The organism is Pseudomonas sp. m6p, assembly GCF_055760375.1.
Map to the genome: position 1 here is coordinate 3,459,278 of NZ_CM147084.1, position 20,826 is coordinate 3,480,103.

14 protein-coding genes are annotated in these 20,826 nt (G+C 60.8%); 3 read left to right on the forward strand and 11 right to left on the reverse strand.

All coding sequences use genetic code 11. The features are described 5' to 3' along the window. Window positions 1-30: 30 nt before the first annotated feature. The 9 genes from ACYZUM_RS15665 to leuC form a co-directional block, all read right to left on the reverse strand. A complete protein-coding gene (locus ACYZUM_RS15665; RefSeq protein ID WP_108183234.1) occupies window positions 31-675 on the reverse strand; it encodes a phosphoribosylanthranilate isomerase in 645 nt (214 codons plus the stop codon). Between the two features lie 64 nt (window positions 676-739). Further along, entirely contained in the window at window positions 740-1,564 is an 825-nt protein-coding gene (truA, locus tag ACYZUM_RS15670; RefSeq protein ID WP_198758510.1) for a tRNA pseudouridine(38-40) synthase TruA, read from the reverse strand. Window positions 1,565-1,806: 242 nt separating this feature from the next. After that, complete coding sequence (locus tag ACYZUM_RS15675) at window positions 1,807-4,440, reverse strand: motility hub landmark protein FimV (RefSeq protein ID WP_108183236.1); 2,634 nt, start codon at window positions 4,438-4,440, stop codon at window positions 1,807-1,809. Window positions 4,441-4,648: 208 nt separating this feature from the next. Then, the gene (locus ACYZUM_RS15680) at window positions 4,649-5,659 is read right to left on the reverse strand and encodes an aspartate-semialdehyde dehydrogenase (protein WP_108183237.1); all 1,011 of its coding nucleotides are present in this window, start codon (window positions 5,657-5,659) and stop codon (window positions 4,649-4,651) included. A 214-nt stretch (window positions 5,660-5,873) separates the two neighbouring features. Next, complete coding sequence (asd, locus tag ACYZUM_RS15685) at window positions 5,874-6,986, reverse strand: aspartate-semialdehyde dehydrogenase (protein ID WP_003226428.1); 1,113 nt, start codon at window positions 6,984-6,986, stop codon at window positions 5,874-5,876. 66 nt (window positions 6,987-7,052) lie between these two features. Next, window positions 7,053-8,135, reverse strand: a complete 1,083-nt coding sequence (gene leuB / locus ACYZUM_RS15690; protein WP_108183238.1) for a 3-isopropylmalate dehydrogenase — start codon at window positions 8,133-8,135, stop codon at window positions 7,053-7,055. Between the two features lie 54 nt (window positions 8,136-8,189). Further along, complete coding sequence (locus ACYZUM_RS15695; protein ID WP_142579995.1) at window positions 8,190-8,957, reverse strand: class I SAM-dependent methyltransferase; 768 nt, start codon at window positions 8,955-8,957, stop codon at window positions 8,190-8,192. Between the two features lie 119 nt (window positions 8,958-9,076). Continuing rightward, a complete protein-coding gene (leuD, locus tag ACYZUM_RS15700) occupies window positions 9,077-9,721 on the reverse strand; it encodes a 3-isopropylmalate dehydratase small subunit (protein WP_108183240.1) in 645 nt (214 codons plus the stop codon). A gap of 13 nt (window positions 9,722-9,734) precedes the next feature. Next, window positions 9,735-11,153, reverse strand: a complete 1,419-nt coding sequence (gene leuC, locus ACYZUM_RS15705; RefSeq protein WP_095668812.1) for a 3-isopropylmalate dehydratase large subunit — start codon at window positions 11,151-11,153, stop codon at window positions 9,735-9,737. A gap of 141 nt (window positions 11,154-11,294) precedes the next feature. Here leuC and ACYZUM_RS15710 point away from each other — a divergent pair, with 141 nt between their 5' ends. From ACYZUM_RS15710 to ACYZUM_RS15720, 3 genes are all read left to right on the forward strand, one after another. Continuing rightward, complete coding sequence (locus ACYZUM_RS15710; protein ID WP_041066034.1) at window positions 11,295-12,185, forward strand: LysR family transcriptional regulator; 891 nt, start codon at window positions 11,295-11,297, stop codon at window positions 12,183-12,185. A 68-nt stretch (window positions 12,186-12,253) separates the two neighbouring features. Further along, the gene (locus tag ACYZUM_RS15715; RefSeq protein WP_108183241.1) at window positions 12,254-15,532 is read left to right on the forward strand and encodes a sensor domain-containing protein; all 3,279 of its coding nucleotides are present in this window, start codon (window positions 12,254-12,256) and stop codon (window positions 15,530-15,532) included. 86 nt (window positions 15,533-15,618) lie between these two features. Beyond that, the gene (locus ACYZUM_RS15720; RefSeq protein WP_108183242.1) at window positions 15,619-17,310 is read left to right on the forward strand and encodes a molecular chaperone HscC; all 1,692 of its coding nucleotides are present in this window, start codon (window positions 15,619-15,621) and stop codon (window positions 17,308-17,310) included. On the opposite strand, the gene ACYZUM_RS15725 is transcribed toward ACYZUM_RS15720, so the two are convergent. Next, complete coding sequence (locus ACYZUM_RS15725; RefSeq protein ID WP_108183243.1) at window positions 17,307-20,003, reverse strand: J domain-containing protein; 2,697 nt, start codon at window positions 20,001-20,003, stop codon at window positions 17,307-17,309. The two genes, ACYZUM_RS15720 and ACYZUM_RS15725, sit on opposite strands and share 4 nt — an antisense overlap. Then, window positions 20,000-20,695, reverse strand: a complete 696-nt coding sequence (locus tag ACYZUM_RS15730) for a DUF1266 domain-containing protein (RefSeq protein WP_108183244.1) — start codon at window positions 20,693-20,695, stop codon at window positions 20,000-20,002. The genes ACYZUM_RS15725 and ACYZUM_RS15730 overlap by 4 nt, the downstream gene beginning before the upstream one ends. Between the last annotated feature and the right edge of the window lie 131 nt (window positions 20,696-20,826).

Below are 20,826 nucleotides of genomic sequence, written 5' to 3' on the forward strand. Positions count from 1 at the left end.
CATTGATGGACGGCGGCAGACTGCCAGCCGTCACATCGAAGTAGACGCTCCCTGCGAGCTGCTGCGTACGGCATTGATGAACGCGCGGATCTTCGCAGGATCCTTGATGCCCTTGCTCGCCTCTACCCCGCCGCTGACATCAACGGCGTACGGTTTGACCCGGGCCACGGCGTCGGCGACGTTTTCCGGAGACAGGCCACCCGCCAGGATCAGCGGTTTGCTCAATTGCTGCGGAATCAATGACCAGTCGAACGCCTCACCGGTTCCGCCAGGCACGCCTTCGACGTAGGTGTCGAGCAGCACGCCACTGGCACTCGGATAGGCATCAACGGCAGCCGCGATGTCGTCGCCGGCCTTGACCCGCAATGCCTTGATGTACGGACGATGCCAGCCTTCGCAATCTTGCGCGGTCTCGTCGCCATGGAACTGCAACAGATCCAGCGGCACGGCATCGAGGATTTCCCCCAACTCGCAGCGGCTGGCATTGACGAACAGGCCCACCGTCGTCACGAACGGCGGCAAGGCCTGGATGATCGCCCTTGCCTGCTGCACGCTCACTGCACGCGGGCTCTTGGCGTAGAACACGAACCCGATCGCATCCGCCCCGGCCTCGACCGCTGCCAACGCATCTTCTATGCGGGTAATCCCGCAGATCTTGCTGCGAACGGCTGACATATCGAGAAAAACTCCGCGTCAAATTCGGGAAAGTCCCGGATGGTAACAAATGCGTTCGAGGGCGTCAGCCGTCAAGTTCCGAGAAACCCGTAAGGAAATGTGGCCCGATAAAACGCTCGGGCAACGGAAATTCGTCGTGATACTCGACCTGCACCAGATACAGCCCGTACGGATGCGCCGTCACGCCACCGGAACGGCGCTCGCGGCTTTCCAGAACTTCCTTCATCCACTCGACCGGGCGCTCGCCGGCACCGATGGTCATTAGCACACCGGCAATGTTGCGCACCATGTGGTGCAAAAAGGCGTTGGCGCGAATATCGATAACGATCATCTTGCCGTGACGGGTCACGCGCAGATGATGCATCTTCTTGATCGGCGACTTGGCCTGACACTGGCCGGCGCGGAACGCACTGAAATCGTGAGTGCCGATCAGGTATTGCGCCGCTTCAGCCATGCGCTCAACGTCGAGTGGGCGGTGGTTCCAGGTGATCTCTTCGTTGAGATGCGCCGGACGAATCTGATCGTTGTAGATGACATAGCGATAACGGCGGGCGATGGCTTTGAACCGCGCATGGAAATGCGCCGGCATCACCCGCGCCCAACTGACACTGATGTCGTGGGGCAGATTGATATTGGCGCCCATCACCCAGGCTTTCAGCGAACGATCGACCGGCGTATCGAAGTGCACCACCTGCCCGCACGCATGCACCCCGGCATCGGTGCGACCGGCGCACTGCAGCGAAATCGGCGAATTGGCGACTTTCGACAAGGCTTTTTCAAGCTCTTCCTGCACCGTGGCCACGCCGGTCAACTGACGCTGCCAGCCGCTGTAGCGCGAGCCTTTGTACTCGACGCCCAGTGCCACGCGGTAAAAGCCTTCGGGTGCCATTTCGGCGGCCGGATTATCTATGTTTGCCAAGGTGGGACAGCCTGCTGATGTACAAAGGCGGGCATTATAAGGCTGTGGGTCGGGGATGCCAGTTTCAAGATCAAAAGATCGCAGCCTTCGGCAGCTCCTACATGAGATTACGTTCCTCTGTAGGAGCTGCCGAAGGCTGCGATCTTTTGATATTAAAAAGCAAACAAAAACGGCAGCCTTGATCGGGCTGCCGTTTTTGATTTACCGCTGACTCAAGCCAGGTGCGAAAGCATTTCCTTGGCCTCGCCCCGCTGCTTCTCGTCACCTTCGGTCAACACCTCGTTGAGGATGTCGCGCGCGCCGTCATTGTCGCCCATGTCGATGTAGGCCTGGGCCAGATCGAGTTTGGTGGCGGCTTCGTCGGTGCCGGCGAGGAAGTCGAAGTCGTCTTCGCCCAGTTCATCGCCCATGGCCGCGTCGGCTTCGGTGAAGGTCGGCTCGGCGATGCTCTGCGACAGACGATCCAGCTCGGCGTTGACGTCATCCAGCTCTGCCGCGAAGGCATCCGGTTCGGCCGGGTTGGTGTCCATTTCGTCGGCCAGCGACAGATCGAAATCGGCGGGCAGCTCCAGATCGTCCTGTGGCACTTCGCTGGCGACCACAGGCTCGGCCGGCGACAGGTCTTTCACGCCTTCGTCCAGATCCAGCAGGAAGTCATCGTCCGCCAGGTCAGCCATCGGGGCTGGCGCAGGCTCGGCACCGAGGTCCAGATCGAGGTCGAAATCCGACAAGTCGTCGAGATTCTCTTTGATTTCGGTCTGCTGTTGCAGCACCGACTCAAAGCTCAGATCGTCGTCAGCCGGGAATTCGTCCAGCTCCACCGGAGCTTCAGGTGCGACGACAGGCGCAGGCTCAACCGGGGTGATGTTGTCGAGGTCGTCCAGACTCAGATCGAACGCGCTGTCCAGATCATCTGCCGCAGGCTCAGGTGCAGGCGCCTCTGGCTCGTCAAGCAGCAGCTCCTTGACGTATTGCGCATCGAGTTCGGCAGCGGCCGCCGCTGCAGCCAGACCCGCAACCGCGACTACAGCCATGGCCGGGAAGCGTTTTTTCAGCTCTTCGACCTTGGCGAAGTTGTCGCCATTGGCCACCAGCTGGCGCTCCTGACCGACGAACGCATCGCGGTCACCCTGTTGACCATAAACTTCCATCAGTTTCAGCCGCAGATCACTGCGTTGCGGTTCAAGACTGACGCCCTCTTCCAGCAGCGCGGCAGCCTGATTCAAGCGACCGGCATTGATATGCGACTGAGCCTTGTCCAGCACGTCATCGGAACGCTCGGCGGCCGGCGCGACCAATGGCGCGGCAATCGGCTCGGCCATCACCACCGGAGCCACTACCGCAGCAGGCGCTGGCGCAGATGCCGGGGTGTTGAGCTTGACGCTGGCGGCAGGTGTTTCCAGACCTTCGAAGCTGCTTTCCGGCAGATCCTGCTCGGCAGAGAACTCCTGCTCTTCAGCCAACGCGCGGGCCATGCGCAGGTGTTTCTCGGCTTCCTGCTGGGCTTTGCGGCGACGGGCCAGCAGCAACAGCAGAAGCAGCAGCACCACCGCACCGCCGCCGATCAGCCCCAGCAGGATCGGATTGGTCAGCAGTTCATTGAAGGTTTTGTCTTCATCGACTACCGGTTTTGGCGCAACCACTGGCGTCTCGGCAGGCGTGTCGACCGGTGGCGCAATCGCCGATTCCGGGGTAGGTGCGGCCTCCGCCGGCGTCGCTGGCGGCGTTGCGGCCAGTTCGGCGGTGATCGCCGGTACGGCAGCGGTGGCGGCTGGCGCAGTGCCCGGACCCTCGGCCTGCATCTTCGCCAGTTGATTGTTTTTCAGCTCGATCAGGCGCTGCAGCTTGTCCAGCTGACTTTGCAGATCAGCCATGCGGCTTTTCAGTTCTTCGTTGTCACGACGGGTCGTGTCGAGGCTTTCCTGAGTCACCGCCAGTTTGTTGCTCAAGGCCTTGGCATCGCCGGCCGGGCCTTTGCCCCGCGCCTTGGCACTTTCGGCGGAGACCAGGCTCAAGTTGTCTTTGGCATTCTGGCCGGTGCCGGCGTTGCTGCGACCACGCTTGGTTGCGTCGAGTTGCTGCTGGCCGGTACCCGGCTTGGCCACATAGCGACGGCCCTGACGCCAGGCTTCGTTCTGCGCGGCAACTTCGGCAATCGCCTTGGACTGTGGCAGCGCGGTGCTTTCCACCGAGTCCGGCAGGCGCAGCACCTGACCGGTTTTCAGCCGGTTGATGTTGCCATCGATGAACGCATCCGGATTCAGCGCCTGAATCGCCAGCATGGTTTGCTGCACGGAGCCGCCGGTGCGCGCCTTCGCGGCGATCTCCCACAAGGTATCGCGCGGCGTGGTGGTGTACTGATTCGGGTGCGTGGCGCCGGTGGTCGGTGCGGTGATGGTCTGCGACGGCGCCGGTTGCGCGGCGGCGTCAGCGGTCTGTGGCGAGAATTTCGACGGATCCAGCAGCACACTGTAATCGCGCAGCAGACGGCCATTCGGCCACATCACCTGCACGAGGAATTTCACCATCGGTTCCGACAGCGGCTTGCTCGACGTCACGCGCAGCACGCTCTTGCCGCTGGCGTTGAGCACCGGGGTGAACGTCAGGTCGTTGAGGAAGGCCTGGCGATCAACACCGGCCTTGGCGAAATCTTCGGGTGAAGCCAGGCTCGGCACCACTTCGGCAGCGGTGAGATCCTTGACGTCGAGCAACTCGATCTCGGCCACCAGCGGCTGGTTCAGGGTCGACTTCAGGGTCAGCTCCCCGAGCCCGAGGGCATGCGCCATACCGGAGGACAGCGCCGAGGCGGCCGCTATTGCTAACACCAGTTTGCGAACTTGAACCATAGCCTCATCCTTTGTTTGAACGTTCCTCGGCCAGCGAGAAGATGTTGATTGCCGCTGCCGTAAGGCATTGCGCGCGACGACGACACAAGCCGCGCGCGATCATTTCTTTGATGCCCCGGAAAGTCCCGGAGGGTGACACGTTATCAAGTGCTCCGGGCAAGCATAGCGCTCACCTAGAATCAGTCGACAAATTGTTGCCAAGTATCTTTTACAGCAGGTCTTTTATCAACAATTCAGCAACCTGCACAGCGTTGAGAGCCGCACCTTTGCGTACGTTATCTGACGTCAGCCACAGATTAAGTTCCGCCGGGTCGTCGACACCGGCGCGCACACGGCCAACATAGACAACGTCCTGCCCCACCGCGTCACCCACCGCTGTCGGGTAATCGCCGGCTTCAACCAGCTCGATGCCGGGTGCGTCTTCCAGTGCGGCGTTGACCTTTTCCAGGTCGACCGCGCTCGCTGACTGCAAGGTCACGCTATAGCTATCGCCAAAAAACACCGGGGCTTGAACGCAAGTAGCGGAAATCTTTAATAAAGGCTGCGCCAACACCTGACGCAGCTCGCGCACCAGGCGTTTTTCCAGCAGCGTGTGGCCTTGAGCGTCCGGCGTGCCGACCTGCGCCAACAGGTTGAAGGCCATCTGCCGATCAAAGAAAGTCGGCTCCAGCGGACGCATGTTCAGCAACTCAGCGGTCTGCCGCGCCAGCTCGGTCACGGCTTCGCGACCTTGGGCGGATACGGCCAGATTGGCGGTGACGTTGACGTATTGCAGTTCGAGCAAATCGAGCAGCGGCGCCAGCACCACGGCCAGCGTCGTCGCCGAAGGGCTTGGGCTGCTGACCTGGAACGGTGCTTTCAGACCGGCAATGACCTCGGCGTTGGCCTCCGGCACCACTTGCGGCGCCTGCTCGGCCGGCAATGCGCCGGACAGATCGATCAGCGAGCAACCGGCCGCGTGGGCCCGCGCCGCATAGCTCAGGGAAACCGCAGCGCCAGCGGCGAAGAACACCAGTTTGACCTTGCTGAAATCGAACTCGTCGACTTCACGCACGCGCACGTTCTTGTTGCGAAACAGCACCGAGCTGCCAGCGGATTCGCTGCTGGCCAGCAGGTGCAGGTTACCGACCGGAAAGTCGCGCTCTTCGAGAATCTGTACGAGGGTTTCGCCGACAGTACCGGTGGCGCCGACGACGGCAATATCAAGGGTCTGGGTCATGGTTCTACCTCTGGCGAAACGGGGGGAGCGGCACTTTACCGGGTGACTGGCGGTTCGGCAATTTAGAGCAAAAGATCGCAGCCTTCGGCAGCTCCTACAGGAGTTGCGTGTGAACCCGATTCTGTAGGAGCTGCCGAAGGCTGCGATCTTTTAAAATGCCATAAAAAAACCCGCACCTCTCACAAGGCACGGGTTCTTTCATTGCATCAAGCTATCAACGCTCAAGCAGGATCCGCAGCATGCGACGCAGCGGTTCGGCCGCGCCCCACAACAGTTGGTCGCCTACGGTGAAGGCACCGACGAATTGCGAACCCATGTTCAGCTTGCGCAGACGACCCACCGGGACGTTCAGGGTGCCGGTGACCTTGGTCGGACTCAGCTCCTGCATGCTGATGTCGCGGTTGTTCGGTACCAGTTTGACCCAAGGGTTGTGCTGGCTGATCAGCCCTTCGATGTCGGCGATCGGCACGTCTTTGTTCAGCTTGATGGTCAGCGCCTGGCTGTGGCAACGCATGGCGCCGATGCGCACGCAGATACCGTCGACCGGGATCGGGCTCTTGAAGCGGCCGAGGATCTTGTTGGTTTCGGCCTGGGCCTTCCACTCTTCACGGCTCTGGCCGTTCGGCAGTTCCTTGTCGATCCACGGGATCAGGCTGCCGGCCAGCGGTACGCCGAAGTTCTCGGTCGGGTACGCGTCGCTGCGCATGGCTTCGGCCACACGACGGTCGATGTCGAGGATCGCGCTGGCCGGATCGGCCAGTTGATCGGCCACCGCAGCATGGGTCGCGCCCATCTGCTTGATCAGTTCACGCATGTTCTGCGCGCCGGCACCGGAGGCCGCCTGATAGGTCATGGCGCTCATCCACTCGACCAGGCCGGCTTCGAACAGACCACCCAGGCCCATCAGCATCAGGCTGACGGTGCAGTTGCCGCCGATGTAGTTCTTGGTGCCCGCGTCCAGTTGCTGGTCGATGACCTTGCGATTGACCGGGTCGAGAATGATGACAGCGTCATCGTTCATCCGCAGGCTGGAAGCCGCGTCGATCCAGTAACCCTGCCAGCCGGCTTCGCGCAGCTTCGGGAACACTTCGCTGGTGTAGTCGCCGCCCTGGCAGGTCAGGATCACGTCGAGGGTTTTCAGCTCTTCAATGCTGTAAGCGTCCTTGAGCGGAGCAATGTCCTTGCCCACGGACGGGCCTTGGCCACCGACATTGGAAGTGGTGAAAAACACCGGCTCGATAAGATCGAAATCCTGCTCTTCCAGCATCCGCTGCATGAGCACGGAACCGACCATGCCGCGCCAACCGATCAGACCTACACGTTTCATCGCAACTACACCTTCTTGAAAAGTGGGCCGCTGCTTTGTATTGAATTTCGCAGCGGGCCCGAGAGATTACAGATTCCGCAGCGCGGCGACTACTGCGTCACCCATTTCCTGCGTTCCGACTTTGGTACAACCGGCTGAATAGATGTCACCGGTACGCAAGCCTTGATCCAGCACCACGCTGACGGCTTTCTCGATGGCATCGGCCGCATCGTGCAGATTGAAGCTGTAACGCAGCATCATCGACACCGACAGAATGGTCGCCAACGGGTTGGCAATGCCTTTACCGGCGATGTCCGGCGCCGAACCGTGGCAAGGCTCGTACATGCCCTTGTTGTTCGAATCCAGCGAAGCCGACGGCAGCATGCCGATCGAACCGGTGAGCATCGAGGCTTCGTCGGACAGGATGTCGCCGAACATGTTGTCGGTGACGATCACGTCGAACTGCTTCGGTGCGCGCACCAGTTGCATGGCGGCGTTGTCGACGTACATGTGGCTGAGTTCGACTTCAGGGTAATCCTTGGCCACTTGTTCGACCACTTCACGCCACAGTTGGCTGGACGCCAGCACGTTGGCCTTGTCCACCGAGCACAGCTTCTTGCCGCGAACCATGGCCATGTCGAAACCGACGCGGGCGATGCGGCGGATCTCGCTTTCGCTGTACGGCAGGGTGTCGTAGGACTGACGCTCGCCGTTGTCCAGGGTGCGGGTGCCACGTGGCGCGCCGAAGTAGATGCCACCGGTCAGCTCACGCACGATCAGGATGTCCAGACCGGCCACGATTTCCGGCTTCAGGCTCGAAGCGTCGGCCAGTTGCGGGTAGAGGATCGCCGGACGCAGGTTGCCGAACAGGCCCAGTTGCGCACGAATCTTCAGCAGGCCGCGCTCAGGGCGGATGTCACGCTCGATGGTGTCCCATTTCGGGCCGCCCACGGCGCCCAACAGGACGGCGTCGGCGGCACGGGCACGGTCGAGCGTTTCGTCGGCCAGCGGCACGCCGTGCTTGTCGATGGCGGCACCACCGATCACGTCATGACTCAGCTCGAAGCCCAGGCTGTACTTGTCGTTGGCCAGCTCCAGCACCTTGACCGCTTCGGCCATGATTTCCGGACCAATACCGTCACCTGGGAGAATCAGAATCTGCTTGCTCATGCTTTCCTCATGTCATCAGTCGGTGCGCCACTCAGGGCGCGCCCGGAAAAATTCTTATCGCTCAGCCATCAATACGATTACATCTGTACTGAACGAGCCGTCGGCATCAATCTCAAAATATTCGCGCACTTCGTTGCCCATCGACTGCTGCAACTGGCGAATCGCCGCGCGCATCACCTCGGGCGTGCGCATGCGCTCGACCCAGCTGCTGTACTCCAGACGCAGACGCTGACGCGTGGTGCTGCGGGTATGCAGCCCGGCCTCGCTGACCTGACGCAGCCACTCGCCGGCAGAATAATCGCGCACATGGCTGGTGTCGCGCAGCACTTCAACGCTCTGCAAATAGGTGTCGAACAACGGGCTGCCCGGTGACAACACGTCAACGAACGCCGCCACACCACCCGGTTTCAGCACCCGACGCACTTCGCGCAGGGCCACGCCGAGGTCGCTCCAATGGTGCGCCGAATAACGGCTGAACACGAAATCGAATTCGCCATCGGCAAACGGCAGACGCTCGGCGGCGCCGTTGACCGTGGAGATGTTGGCAAAACCGCGATCAACCGCCGCGGCGGCGACCACATCGAGCATTTGCTGCGACAGGTCGTAGGCCACCACTTCCTTGACCAGCGGCGCCACATGAAAACTCACATGACCGGCGCCGCAACCCAGGTCCAGCACCCGGGCCGCGCCCTGCCCGGCCAGTTCAGCCTGTAGCAGCGCGAATTCGGTGCCTTGAGCGTGAACAGCGCTGCTCAGGTAGGCGGCGGCCTGTTCACCGAATTGCTTTTGTACAACCTGGGTGTGCTGGGCGGTGCTGGTCATGGCGGTTTCCTTTCATTTTCAAGATCAAAAGATCGCAGCCTGCGGCAGCTCCTACAGGTTTACGCAGCCCATGTAGGAGCTGCCGAAGGCTGCGATCTTTTCCGTGTCGCCGCAAATCATTACGCGTCGCGAAACAACCAAGGCTGGCTCACACGATGCTTGGCCTCGAACGCGGCAATCGCATCACCGTCCTGCAAGGTCAGGCCGATATCATCCAGCCCATTCAACAAGCAATGCTTGCGGAACGCGTCGATCTCGAAGCGGTACACCTTGCCGTTCGGGCTGGTCACGGTCTGCTCGTGCAGATCGATCTGCAACTGATAGCCCGGCGCGGCCTCGACCTGCTTGAACAGTTCATCAACTTCAGCGTCGCTCAGAATGATCGGCAGCAAGCCGTTCTTGAAGCTGTTGTTAAAGAAGATGTCGGCGTAGCTCGGCGCGATGATGCTGCGGAAACCGTATTCTTCCAGCGCCCACGGGGCGTGTTCACGGCTGGAGCCGCAACCGAAGTTCTCACGGGCCAGCAACACGCTGGCGCCTTGATAGCGCTCGGCATTGAGCACGAAATCCTTGTTCAACGGGCGTTTGGAGTTGTCCTGATACGGCTGGCCGACATCCAGGTAACGCCACTCGTCGAACAGGTTCGGGCCGAAACCGGTGCGCTTGATCGACTTCAAAAACTGCTTGGGAATGATCTGGTCGGTGTCGACGTTGGCACGATCCAGAGGCGCGACAAGACCAGTGTGCTGGGTAAAAGCTTTCATGCTGCGCTCTCCTTCAGATCAATTCACGAACGTCGATGAAACGACCGTTCACCGCCGCCGCAGCGGCCATGGCCGGGCTCACGAGGTGGGTACGACCACCGGCGCCCTGACGGCCTTCGAAGTTACGGTTGGAGGTCGAGGCGCAATGCTCGCCGGACTCCAAACGGTCCGGGTTCATCGCCAGGCACATCGAGCAACCCGGCTCACGCCATTCGAAACCGGCTTCGAGGAAGATCTTGTCGAGACCTTCGGCTTCCGCCTGCGCCTTCACCAGACCCGAGCCCGGTACGACGATTGCCTGCTTGATCGTCGAAGCGACTTTGCGACCCTTGGCGATCACGGCCGCAGCGCGCAAGTCTTCGATGCGCGAGTTGGTGCAGGAGCCGATGAACACGCGATCCAGCTGAATGTCGGTGATCGCCTGATTGGCGCTCAAACCCATGTATTTCAGGGCGCGGACGATCGAGTCACGCTTGACCAGATCCATCTCTTTGGCTGGATCCGGCACGTTCTGATCAACGGCCAGCACCATTTCAGGCGAAGTGCCCCAACTGACTTGCGGCTTGATCTGCGCGGCGTCCAGTTCGACTACGGTGTCGAACTTGGCATCAGCGTCGGAAACCAGGTCTTTCCAGGCTTCAACCGCCTGATCCCACTGCGCGCCTTTCGGCGCGAACGGACGGCCCTTGACGTATTCGACAGTCTTTTCGTCCGCAGCCACCAGGCCCACACGGGCGCCGGCTTCGATGGACATGTTGCAGATGGTCATGCGGCCTTCGACGGACAGATCACGGATCGCGCTGCCGGCGAATTCGATGGCATGGCCGTTACCGCCGGCAGTGCCGATCTTGCCGATCACCGCGAGGACGATGTCCTTGGCGGTCACGCCGAACGGCAACTGGCCTTCGACGCGCACCAGCATGTTTTTCATCTTCTTGGCGACCAGGCACTGGGTGGCGAGCACGTGCTCGACCTCGGAAGTGCCGATCCCGTGCGCCAAGGCACCGAAGGCGCCGTGGGTCGAGGTGTGCGAGTCGCCGCAGACCACGGTCATGCCCGGCAAGGTTGCGCCTTGCTCCGGGCTGATCACGTGGACGATGCCCTGACGAATGTCGTTCATCTTGAACTCGACGATGCCGTACTCATCACAGTTGTCATCGAGGGTCTGAACCTGCAAACGCGAGACCTGGTCGGCAATGGCCGTGATGCCGCCCTTGCGCTCTGGCGTGGTCGGTACGTTGTGGTCCGGGGTCGCGATGTTGGCATCGATGCGCCACGGCTTGCGCCCGGCCAGACGCAGGCCTTCGAAGGCTTGCGGCGAGGTCACTTCGTGGATGATGTGACGGTCGATGTAGATCAGCGCCGAGCCATCGTCGCGCTGCTTGACCAAATGCGAATCCCAGAGCTTGTCGTAGAGCGTTTTGCCGGCCATCAGACGGTTCCTCATCAGCTTGTTTCTATGCCCTGGGCTTATCAATAACCCTTTGGCTTGTGAGGCCGATCCTATGGGGTTACATTAAATAACTCAAATTCATATTTTTTATGCTTTGGATAACCAACTGGAATACGAACCATGGATCTGGCCAACCTCAATGCGTTTATCGCCATCGCCGAGACCGGCAGCTTCTCCGGCGCCGGGGAACGCCTGCATCTGACCCAACCGGCGATCAGCAAACGCATCGCCGGGCTGGAGCAACAATTGAACGTGCGACTGTTCGACCGCCTGGGTCGTGAAGTCGGCCTGACCGAAGCCGGCCGCGCTCTGCTGCCCCGGGCCTACCAGATTCTCAATGTGCTGGACGACACGCGTCGCGCCCTGACCAACCTGACCGGTGAAGTCAGCGGTCGCCTGACCCTGGCCACCAGTCACCACATCGGCCTGCACCGTTTGCCGCCACTCTTGAGGGAATTCACCCGCCGCTATCCACAAGTGGCGCTGGATATTCAGTTCCTCGATTCGGAAGTGGCCTACGAAGAAATTCTCCACGGCCGCGCCGAGCTGGCGGTAATCACTCTGGCCCCGGAGCCGCACACGCTGGTCAAAGCCACGCCGGTGTGGGACGACCCGCTGGATTTCGTGGTAGCGCCGGAGCATTCGCTGATCAGCAACGGCGCCGTGAGCCTGGCGGACGTTGCCGGTCATCCGGCGGTTTTTCCCGGCGGCAACACCTTTACTCATCACATTGTCCAACGCTTGTTCGAAGCCCAAGGGCTGACGCCGAACATCGCCATGAGCACCAACTACCTGGAAACCATCAAGATGATGGTGTCCATTGGACTGGCCTGGAGTGTTCTGCCCCGCACCATGCTTGACGAACAGGTGGCGCGCATACCTTTGCCGGGCATACAGCTCAGTCGCCAGCTAGGCTATATCGTGCACACCGAACGGACGCTGTCGAATGCAGCAAGGGCTTTCATGGCCTTGCTGGATGCGCAAATCGATCTGCCAGGGACTCCAGGCTAACTTGTGCTACTCCTATAGAGCCGCTGTCCCTGTGCCTAACGCCACCATCAGCTCAAGGCCCGTTAACAATGCCGAAATCTGTTGACCGAATTCCGCCGATGCCGCGTATTCAGGCCATTGATCCGCGACGTTCCGAGCAGAGCTGGGAGAGTGCACCGCAACTGCTCGCCGCACTCAACGGCGCCCGGCTCGGCGCCTGGTATTGGGACATCGAGCGTGGTCAGATCAGTTGGTCACGGGGCACTCAGGCGCTGTTCGGTTTCGATCCACGGCAACCGCTGCCCCAGGACCTCGAATACCTCGACCTGCTGCCACCCGAAGACCGGGCGAAAACCGTGCGCGCCTTCCACGCGGTGATTGCCGGCGCGCCGCTGGAACAGGCGATGCACCACCGCATCCGCTGGCCCGACGGCAGCCTGCACTGGCTGGAAATCAGCGGCAGCCTGCTGCCGGACAAAAACGGCCGTCCCCGAATGATCGGGGTGATTCGCGAAATCACCCACCAGCGTCAACGCGAACAGGCCCTCAGCAGCTCGGAGAAACGTTTCGCCACACTCTTTCATCTGTGCCCGAACATGGTGTTGCTGACGCGCCAGGAAGACGGCCTGATCAGCGAGGCCAACCAGTATTTCGAAAGCCTGTTCGGTTGGCCGGTGCAGAGCGCCATTGGCCGCACCACCCTGGAGCTGGGCCTGTGGGTACACCCCGAACAACGTGCCGAACTGGTGAAGAAGACCAAGGCCAAAGGCGAACTGGTCAGCATGGAAGTGCAGTTTCGCGCCAGCAACGGGCAGATTCATGACGGCATTCTCAGCGCGCAGAAGGTCGAGCTCGAAGGCCAGCCGTATCTGCTCAGCACGTTCCTCGACACCACCGAGCGCAAAGCCGCCGAACACGCCTTGAAAGACAGTCAGGAACGCCTTGATCTGGCGCTGGACTCGGCGCAACTCGGCACTTGGGATTGGCACATTCCCAGCGGCATGCTCTACGGCTCGGCGCGGGCCGCGCAGTTGCACGGGCTGGAACCGATCCCGTTTCACGAGTCATTCGAAGAGTTTTTCGAAGGCGTGCCCGGTGAGGAGCGCGACAGCATGCGCGACGCCTACCGCAGCCTGCGCGAGGGCCCGGCCGGCAACTATCAGCTGACTTATCGCGTGCAACTGCCCGACGGCAGCTCACGTTATCTGGAAAGCCGCGCCCGCCTCTACCGCGACGAGAACGGCGCGCCGCTGCGCATGGCCGGGACCTTGCTGGACATCACCGATCAGGTCGAGCGCGAGCAACGCTTGGTGGCCTCGGAAGAGAAATTCGCCACGCTGTTTCAGGTCAGTCCGGACCCGATTTGCGTCACCCGTCAGGACAGCGGCGAGTTCATCGAAATCAACAACAGCTTCACCCAGACCTTCGGCTGGAGCGCCGCCGACGTGATCGGGCGCACCGCCGAGGACATCGGCCTGTGGGACGCCTCGGCAAAGAGCCTGCAACGCATCGAACGCGTCATCCGCGAACAGGGCCTGAGCAATGTCGCAATCATCGTCCAGCACAAGGACGGCCAGTCGCTGACGTGTGTGATTTCCAGTCGGCAGATCAGCGTCGGCAATCAGCCGTGCATCGTCACCACCCTGCGCGACATCACTCAACAGCAACGCTCCGAGGCCGCACTCAAGGCCAGCGAAGAGAAATTCGCCAAGGCGTTCCACTCCAGCCCCGACGCGATCACCATCACCGAGCGCGACACCGGGCGCTATCTGGAGGTCAACGACGGTTTCTGCCGCCTCACCGGCTATCGGGCCGAAGAAGTGGTGGGCAAAACCGTGTACCAGATCGGCATCTGGGCCGAAGAGAAACAACGCTCGGCGCTGCTTGCCGAACTGCAGATCAAGGGCCGCGTGCATCATCAGGAAATGCTCGGACGCAACAAGCGCGGCGAGTTGCTGACGGTGGAGGTGTCGATCGAACCGATCACCCTCAACGAAACCGCGTGCCTGCTGCTGACCGCGCGCGACGTCAGCCTGCTGAAAAATGCCGAGGCGCAGATCCGCCATCTGGCCTATCACGATCCGCTGACCAATCTGCCCAACCGCGCCTTGCTGATGGATCGCCTGAGCCAGCAGATTGCCCTGCTCAAGCGCCACAACCTGCGCGGTGCACTGCTGTTCCTCGACCTCGATCACTTCAAGCACATCAACGACTCGCTGGGTCATCCGGTCGGCGATACGGTGCTGAAAATCATCACCGCGCGGCTTGAAGCCAGCGTGCGCATGGAGGACACGGTGGCGCGTCTCGGCGGCGATGAATTCGTGGTACTGCTCAGCGGCCTCGAAGGCACGCGCAACGAGGTCAGCGCGCAAGTGCGGGAACTCGCCGACACCATTCGCGAGCTGCTCTCGGAGCCGATGTTCCTCGACGGCCAGCGCCTGCAAGTGACACCGAGTATCGGCGTGGCGCTGATTCCCGACCACGGCTCGACCCCGACCGACCTGCTCAAGCGCGCCGACATTGCCCTGTACCGGGCCAAGGACTCCGGGCGCAACACCACGCAGATGTACCACAACACCATGCAGAAAGCGGCCAGCGAACGGCTGCGCATGGAGACTGACTTGCGTCTGGCGCTATCCCGTGGCGAATTCAACGTGCACTACCAACCGCAGGTCGACGCACAGGACAACCGCATCATCGGCGCCGAAGCGCTGGTGCGCTGGAACCATCCGGAACTGGGCGCGCAATCGCCCACCGAATTCATCAAGGTGCTGGAAGACAGCGGCCTGATTCTGGAAGTCGGCACCTGGATCCTCGACGAGGCCTGTGAGGCGTTCAAACAACTGATCGCGCTGAAACTGGTCGACCCGCTCAACTTCAGCCTATGCGTGAACATCAGCCCACGACAATTCCGCCAGAACGACTTCGTCGAACGCATCGAACACAGCATGAGCAGCCACGGCCTGCCCTGCTCGCTGCTGAAACTGGAGATCACCGAAGGCATCGTCATCCAGAACCTGGAAGACACCATCAGCAAAATGCGTCGCCTGAAAAAACTCGGCGTGAGCTTCGCCATGGACGATTTCGGCACCGGCTATTCATCGCTGACTTACCTCAAGCGCCTGCCGGTCGATACTCTGAAAATCGACCAGTCGTTCATCCGCGACGCAACCACCGACCCCAACGACGCCGAGATCATCCGCGCCATCGTCGCCATGGCCCGCAGCCTGGAACTGGAGGTGATTGCCGAAGGCGTGGAGACGCCGGAGCAACTGGCGTTCCTGCAAGGGCTGGGCTGCCATTTGTATCAGGGCTATCTGCACAGTCGGCCGGTGGCGTTGGAAGAGTTGAAAAAGATGCTGTCGTGAGGCGGGCAGCTTGCAACAGATCAATAATTGTCAGGATTTGCGACAACCTGTAGGGTCGCGTTTTTTGCGCTGTTTCGAGATCGATCATGCAGGATGCAACCCTTCCCCGCCCAGCCCTGCTGGGCATTGACCTTGGCACCACCAACAGCCTGATCGCCGTCTGGCAGGACGGTCAGGCCCGATTGATCCCCAACGCCCTCGGCGAGGTACTCACCCCGTCAGTGGTCAGTCTCGATGAAGATGACACGATTCTGGTCGGCAAAGCCGCTCGCGCTCGCCTGACCACGCATCCCGATCGCACAGCCGCTGCCTTCAAGCGCTTCATGGGCAGCGACAAGCGGATCGAACTCGGGAAGCGCCACTTCAGCCCGGAAGAATTGTCGGCGCTGGTGCTCGGCTCGCTCAAACAGGACGCCGAAGCATTTCTCGGCTACCCGGTATCGGAAGCTGTAATTTCGGTGCCAGCGTATTTCAGTGACGAGCAACGTAAGCGCACCCTGTTCGCCGCCGAACTGGCCGGCCTCACCGTCACGCGCCTGATCAATGAACCGACCGCTGCCGCGATGGCCTACGGGCTGCACGAGCAAAAGTTCGAGCGCACATTGATCTTCGATCTGGGTGGCGGCACCTTCGACGTCACGGTGCTGGAATACGCACTGCCGCTGATCGAAGTGCATGCCTCCACCGGCGACAACTTCCTCGGTGGCGAAGACTTCACCGCTGCGCTGTTGCAAGCCTGCCTGAAAAACTGGCAACTGGCCCCGTCAATGATCGATGCTCAAGGCATGGCCAGCCTTGGCGACGCGTTGGAACAGCTCAAGTGCAAACTCGGCGAAGGCACCCAATCATTGCGCTGGCACCATGCCGATCGGTCATTTGAATGGACGCTGGACGAAGCCGCCGCCGTGAAGATCTGGGAGCCATTGCTCGCACGATTGCGCGCACCGATCGAACAGGCTCTGCGCGATGCACGCCTGAAGCCTAGGGATCTCGACAGCCTGGTGCTGGTCGGTGGCGCCACGCGGATGCCAGCGGTGCAGCAGATGGTCGCCACGCTGTTCGGTCGCTTGCCGTATCGGCATCTCGACCCGGACACCATCGTTGCACTCGGCGCGGCCACGCAAGCTGCGTGCAAGGCGCGAGATGGTGCGGTGGAAGAGTTGATCCTGACCGATGTCTGCCCTTACACGCTGGGGATTGCGACCATGCGCGGCAACGGTATCGACGGTGCCTTTTCGCCGATCATCGAACGTAACACCATCATCCCGACGTCACGGGTGGAGCGCTATCACACCACCCATCCCCGTCAGGCACAGATCCGCATTGCGGTCTATCAGGGCGAACGGCCGTGGGTACGTGACAACATCCTGATTGAGGCTTTCGATGTCGACTTGACGCCTTGCGAGCACATTCAGGAACTGGATGTGCGCTTCAGTTACGACATCAATGGGTTGCTCGAAGTCGACGTCACGCTGCTCGAGACCGGTGATCGCCACAGCCACAGCATTGACCACAGCCCCACGGGGCTGGATGAACAGGCGCGAAGGGAAAGCCACAACCGACTGTCCACACTGAAGGTCCATCCACGTGATGCATTACCCAACCGCACATTGCTGGCCCGCCTGGAGCGCGCGTGGATGCAGAGCCTCGGCACACAACGCGAAAGCATTGCCGAATGGCTGCACAGGTTCACTACGGTACTCGGCGGCCAGCAACCGTCAGAGATTGCCAGCCACCGCTCGGAGCTCAACAAGGCGCTGGATCAACTGCGCCTTTAGCCGTTGAGCCGGCGTAATGCGGCCTGCAGGCCGCCGGACAGCATGTCGCTACCACCGCTGTCCGGCGGCACGCCGTAGCGGTTGGGTAATTTATCTCCCGGAAAACCGAACAGCACCAATGGCAAAAATGGCAGGACCGGTGACAGCGCCATGAATATCAATAAGGTGGGAATGCCCCGGCCCATATCGTGCAACCGGCGGAGAATGGCGACGAGCAACAGCAGGACACCGAGTAACAGGATCAGAATGCCAGAGACCGTGGTACCACTGATCAGACCCGCCACCGGCGCAATCACCACACACGCCAGGACCTGAGCAATAAAAGCCTTGCGCCCCAACCGCGACCCCAGGCGCCAGATCGCGCTCGCCGGTACCGGCTGAATATTGCTGTTGGCCAGCAATAAACGCTCGGACCAGGACAGCAAGGCACACAATGCCAGTCGTAACCCGATACTATTCTGCACGTCATCCTTGCCCTGCTGCAATTGGCGCAGTACGCGCGTTTTCGGCACTCCGGCAGCGCCATAACGAATCAGGGACTTGAGTGCGTCCAGTGCCTCATAGGCCAGCAGTTTGTCGACACCGAAATCCGTCAACACCTTGCGCGGCGGCCACACCGGCTGGCCCTTGATCAAGCCGTCACGAAAACCTTCGAACCAGTCGTCCTCACAACTGACCGCCGCGATCGACTGCAACAAGGCACGATGCTGTTCGGCGCCCAGGCTCGGGTCGTGATAGAGCACGCCCCAGAACATCAACAAACCCAGCAGATCGTCACCGCAGGCTTCCCGGTCGCTTTCGACGCAGGTGTAAAGCAAGGTATTGGCAGGCAATCTGGCGCTGTCGAGAGCCTGTTGCACGCTGAACAATTGCTGCACCAACACACCATGAACCGGATCATCGCCTTGCAGCCATCCCAGTAAACCGTCGCAACTGCCTTGCTCACGCCGCAAGCGCTGCAACAGTGGCTGCAACCGAGCCAAAGGATGAGCAGGATTGAATGCCAGGCGCTGCAGGCACTGTGCATCAATCAACTGCAGCCAACGCCCGGGCTGCTCCAGCAACGCCAGTAAAAACAGGGTCTGGGCATTCCATTCCCATGTGGCCTGCCCCAGGCCAACCGGCGGCAATTCAATACCGCGACGGCTCAACTGCAGCAGCAGATCGAGTTCGGACAAGTCGCAGTCGTCTTTGACGGCGCTCAGGCTGAACGCTTCGGCCATTCGCTCCAGCGCGGCGGCGCTGTAGGGCCGCAAGCGCCGCAGCCACAAACGACAGACCTTGTGCGTTTCGCCTTTTGTCAGCACCTCGGGCAAGTTCCGCGAAATCGCGTCCGCCTCGCAGAAAGCGTCCATCGCCTGCGCAATCGGGGCACTGTTCAACCAGCGCAGATGCTGCCCGGCCTGATATTTGAAACCGCTCAGCACCAGGCTTTCGAGCGCATCGACCGGCAGCGGCGCATCCAGAATCTGCTGCAGCAACGCTGAATCCCCCCGATGCAACGCCCACGCGTGTCGGTACAGTTGTAACAATCGGCTGTCGGCATTTTCGCCCAACAACTGTGCTAGCAATGGGAGTTCATCGCCCGTCATGCGCCAGTCGACAAAGCTCTGCGCCAGACTATCAAGCTGCAACTGCCCGACATCCAGCCAACGATTCAGCGTCTCCGGGCGCTGTGACGGACTGCCATAGACCTGGCACTCATCCCCGAGATCCTCGGACCAGTCAGCGCAGTCCTGCAGACGATCGAATGCCTGAATCAGCAGCGGTAGAAAGGTCGGCTGTCGCTTGGCACACAGTTCCAGCAGACGGCTTTCAGCCATCGGATGACGATGTTCGCTCCACAGCCGGATCCAGCAAGGCAATGCATGATCGTCCCGGCCCAACAAGCTGTTCTGACACGCAAGCAAGTACAGCCAGTCCACATCATCCGGAGCTGCAAGTTGCTGCTCGACACAGCACTGCAAAAATGTCGACGCAGCGATTCCCGCTTGAGTGAACTGCACCAGCAAGCGCTTGATGAACACAGCATCATCCGGCAACGGCAAGCACGTGTGCTGACTGGCGAAGTCGGCGAACTCATGGAGGGGGCGCTGAGAGAAGATGAAGTCGAGACTACGGGCGTACCACAGCGATTCAGTCTGCGCAGCCTCTGACCAGGCGCTCATCAAATCCGTGTCGAATGGGTCGGGCGTTTCGATTCGCTGCAGAAAGGCTTCCACCCGGTGTGCATCGTCGAACTCCAGATCGAGCAACTGTCGATCCCAGGCCATTCGCCTGGCCAACAGGTTCGCGCAACGGTAGGACAACGGACCGGCACCCGCCATCCGGTGGTAGAGCCCCCAACTGAGCTCATCGAGCTCATCCAGTGACAATTCATCCAGTGCCAGGACAAATGACTGCCATGCCGCGAAATTGAACCGCCGCGCGGGATCATCAAGCAGCTCGCAGAAATTCACGAACGCCTGAGGGATCGCGACGATCTCCTGCTCTGCCTCTTCGGACTGTTCTTCGGACTCGTCCTCCTCTTCCTCACGCGCCAGACGCATCGCGTTTTCGTAAGCCATGCGCAACGCCTGAAAACCCTCCGGATCGGTCTCTGGATGATGCGCCGGCAGGCGTGCGCGGTAGGCATTGCGAATCAGGGTTTCGTCAGTAGTAGGCTCGATGCCCAGTCGGATCCAGCAACTCATGACCAGTCGAACTCCTTGAGCGATGCCGGCCGTGGCGACAGCTCAATTTCCATGTGCCAAGGCAAATCAGCCAGAAAGTGCGGAATATTCTGCGCAAGGCCACGAGTAATCCGCAGGTTATGGGCGCTGTTGCCCTGTCGGTCCAGTTCGCAAGCCAGCTCGTCATCGCTAGCGCTCAGGCAGCACCAAAAGGTCCGCCCCACCACAAAACCATTGAAATAATCCATCCAGTTGCCGTAGTGAAATTGCGCCCTGATGGCCAAGCGACTGTGCAGCCAGTTGCTCTCGACCAAATCGATCCACTGATTGCGTACCGCACACCGCAGTAGAAACCCCATCCGCCCATAATCCCAGGACAAAATCCCCCCAGGACCGCAACTGCCGAACGTACGGCTGGCGAATTCATGCAGGACACGCTCGCGGGGGCTTAATTCTTCGAGCAACGCCTGCCATTGACTCGGCAGACAACGCTGCCAAGCCAGATAGGCACCGCTGAGGTGCTTGGCATGGCCGTCATCGGTCATCCATTCGAGCATGTCGAACAATTGCCGCCGATCATCGATCCCCCAGCTGTCTTTCAGATCGATGTAGTGGTCGTCGCAGAACGCGGGGTCGTCGTACCCGGCGCCGGTATTGAGCGCAGCCATTGGTGCAGAAAGGGCGCACAGCCAGCGCTGTTGAATCTCGTCCATGAAAAAAGGCTCCAGGCCGACCGCCAAGGAGTGGGGCCGGCAAAACTGCGGCGGATTGTAGAGAAACCGCTGTCAGGGGCAAAGTCGAACAGCGCTTTTCTTGCGCCCACAAAAAAGGCCCCGACGGATCG

What these genes read in the sequence shown, in the direction of transcription:
- leuD (WP_108183240.1), bottom strand. Translation starts at nt 9,721, where the DNA reads ATGAAAGCTTTTACCCAGCACACTGGTCTTGTCGCGCCTCTGGATCGT.
- ACYZUM_RS15725 (WP_108183243.1), bottom strand. Translation starts at nt 20,003, where the DNA reads ATGAGTTGCTGGATCCGACTGGGCATCGAGCCTACTACTGACGAAACC.
- truA (WP_198758510.1), bottom strand. Translation starts at nt 1,564, where the DNA reads ATGGCACCCGAAGGCTTTTACCGCGTGGCACTGGGCGTCGAGTACAAA.
- ACYZUM_RS15730 (WP_108183244.1), bottom strand. Translation starts at nt 20,695, where the DNA reads ATGGACGAGATTCAACAGCGCTGGCTGTGCGCCCTTTCTGCACCAATG.
- ACYZUM_RS15680 (WP_108183237.1), bottom strand. Translation starts at nt 5,659, where the DNA reads ATGACCCAGACCCTTGATATTGCCGTCGTCGGCGCCACCGGTACTGTC.
- ACYZUM_RS15695 (WP_142579995.1), bottom strand. Translation starts at nt 8,957, where the DNA reads ATGACCAGCACCGCCCAGCACACCCAGGTTGTACAAAAGCAATTCGGT.
- ACYZUM_RS15715 (WP_108183241.1), top strand. Translation starts at nt 12,254, where the DNA reads ATGCCGAAATCTGTTGACCGAATTCCGCCGATGCCGCGTATTCAGGCC.
- asd (WP_003226428.1), bottom strand. Translation starts at nt 6,986, where the DNA reads ATGAAACGTGTAGGTCTGATCGGTTGGCGCGGCATGGTCGGTTCCGTG.
- ACYZUM_RS15675 (WP_108183236.1), bottom strand. Translation starts at nt 4,440, where the DNA reads ATGGTTCAAGTTCGCAAACTGGTGTTAGCAATAGCGGCCGCCTCGGCG.
- ACYZUM_RS15665 (WP_108183234.1), bottom strand. Translation starts at nt 675, where the DNA reads ATGTCAGCCGTTCGCAGCAAGATCTGCGGGATTACCCGCATAGAAGAT.
- leuC (WP_095668812.1), bottom strand. Translation starts at nt 11,153, where the DNA reads ATGGCCGGCAAAACGCTCTACGACAAGCTCTGGGATTCGCATTTGGTC.
- ACYZUM_RS15710 (WP_041066034.1), top strand. Translation starts at nt 11,295, where the DNA reads ATGGATCTGGCCAACCTCAATGCGTTTATCGCCATCGCCGAGACCGGC.
- ACYZUM_RS15720 (WP_108183242.1), top strand. Translation starts at nt 15,619, where the DNA reads ATGCAGGATGCAACCCTTCCCCGCCCAGCCCTGCTGGGCATTGACCTT.
- leuB (WP_108183238.1), bottom strand. Translation starts at nt 8,135, where the DNA reads ATGAGCAAGCAGATTCTGATTCTCCCAGGTGACGGTATTGGTCCGGAA.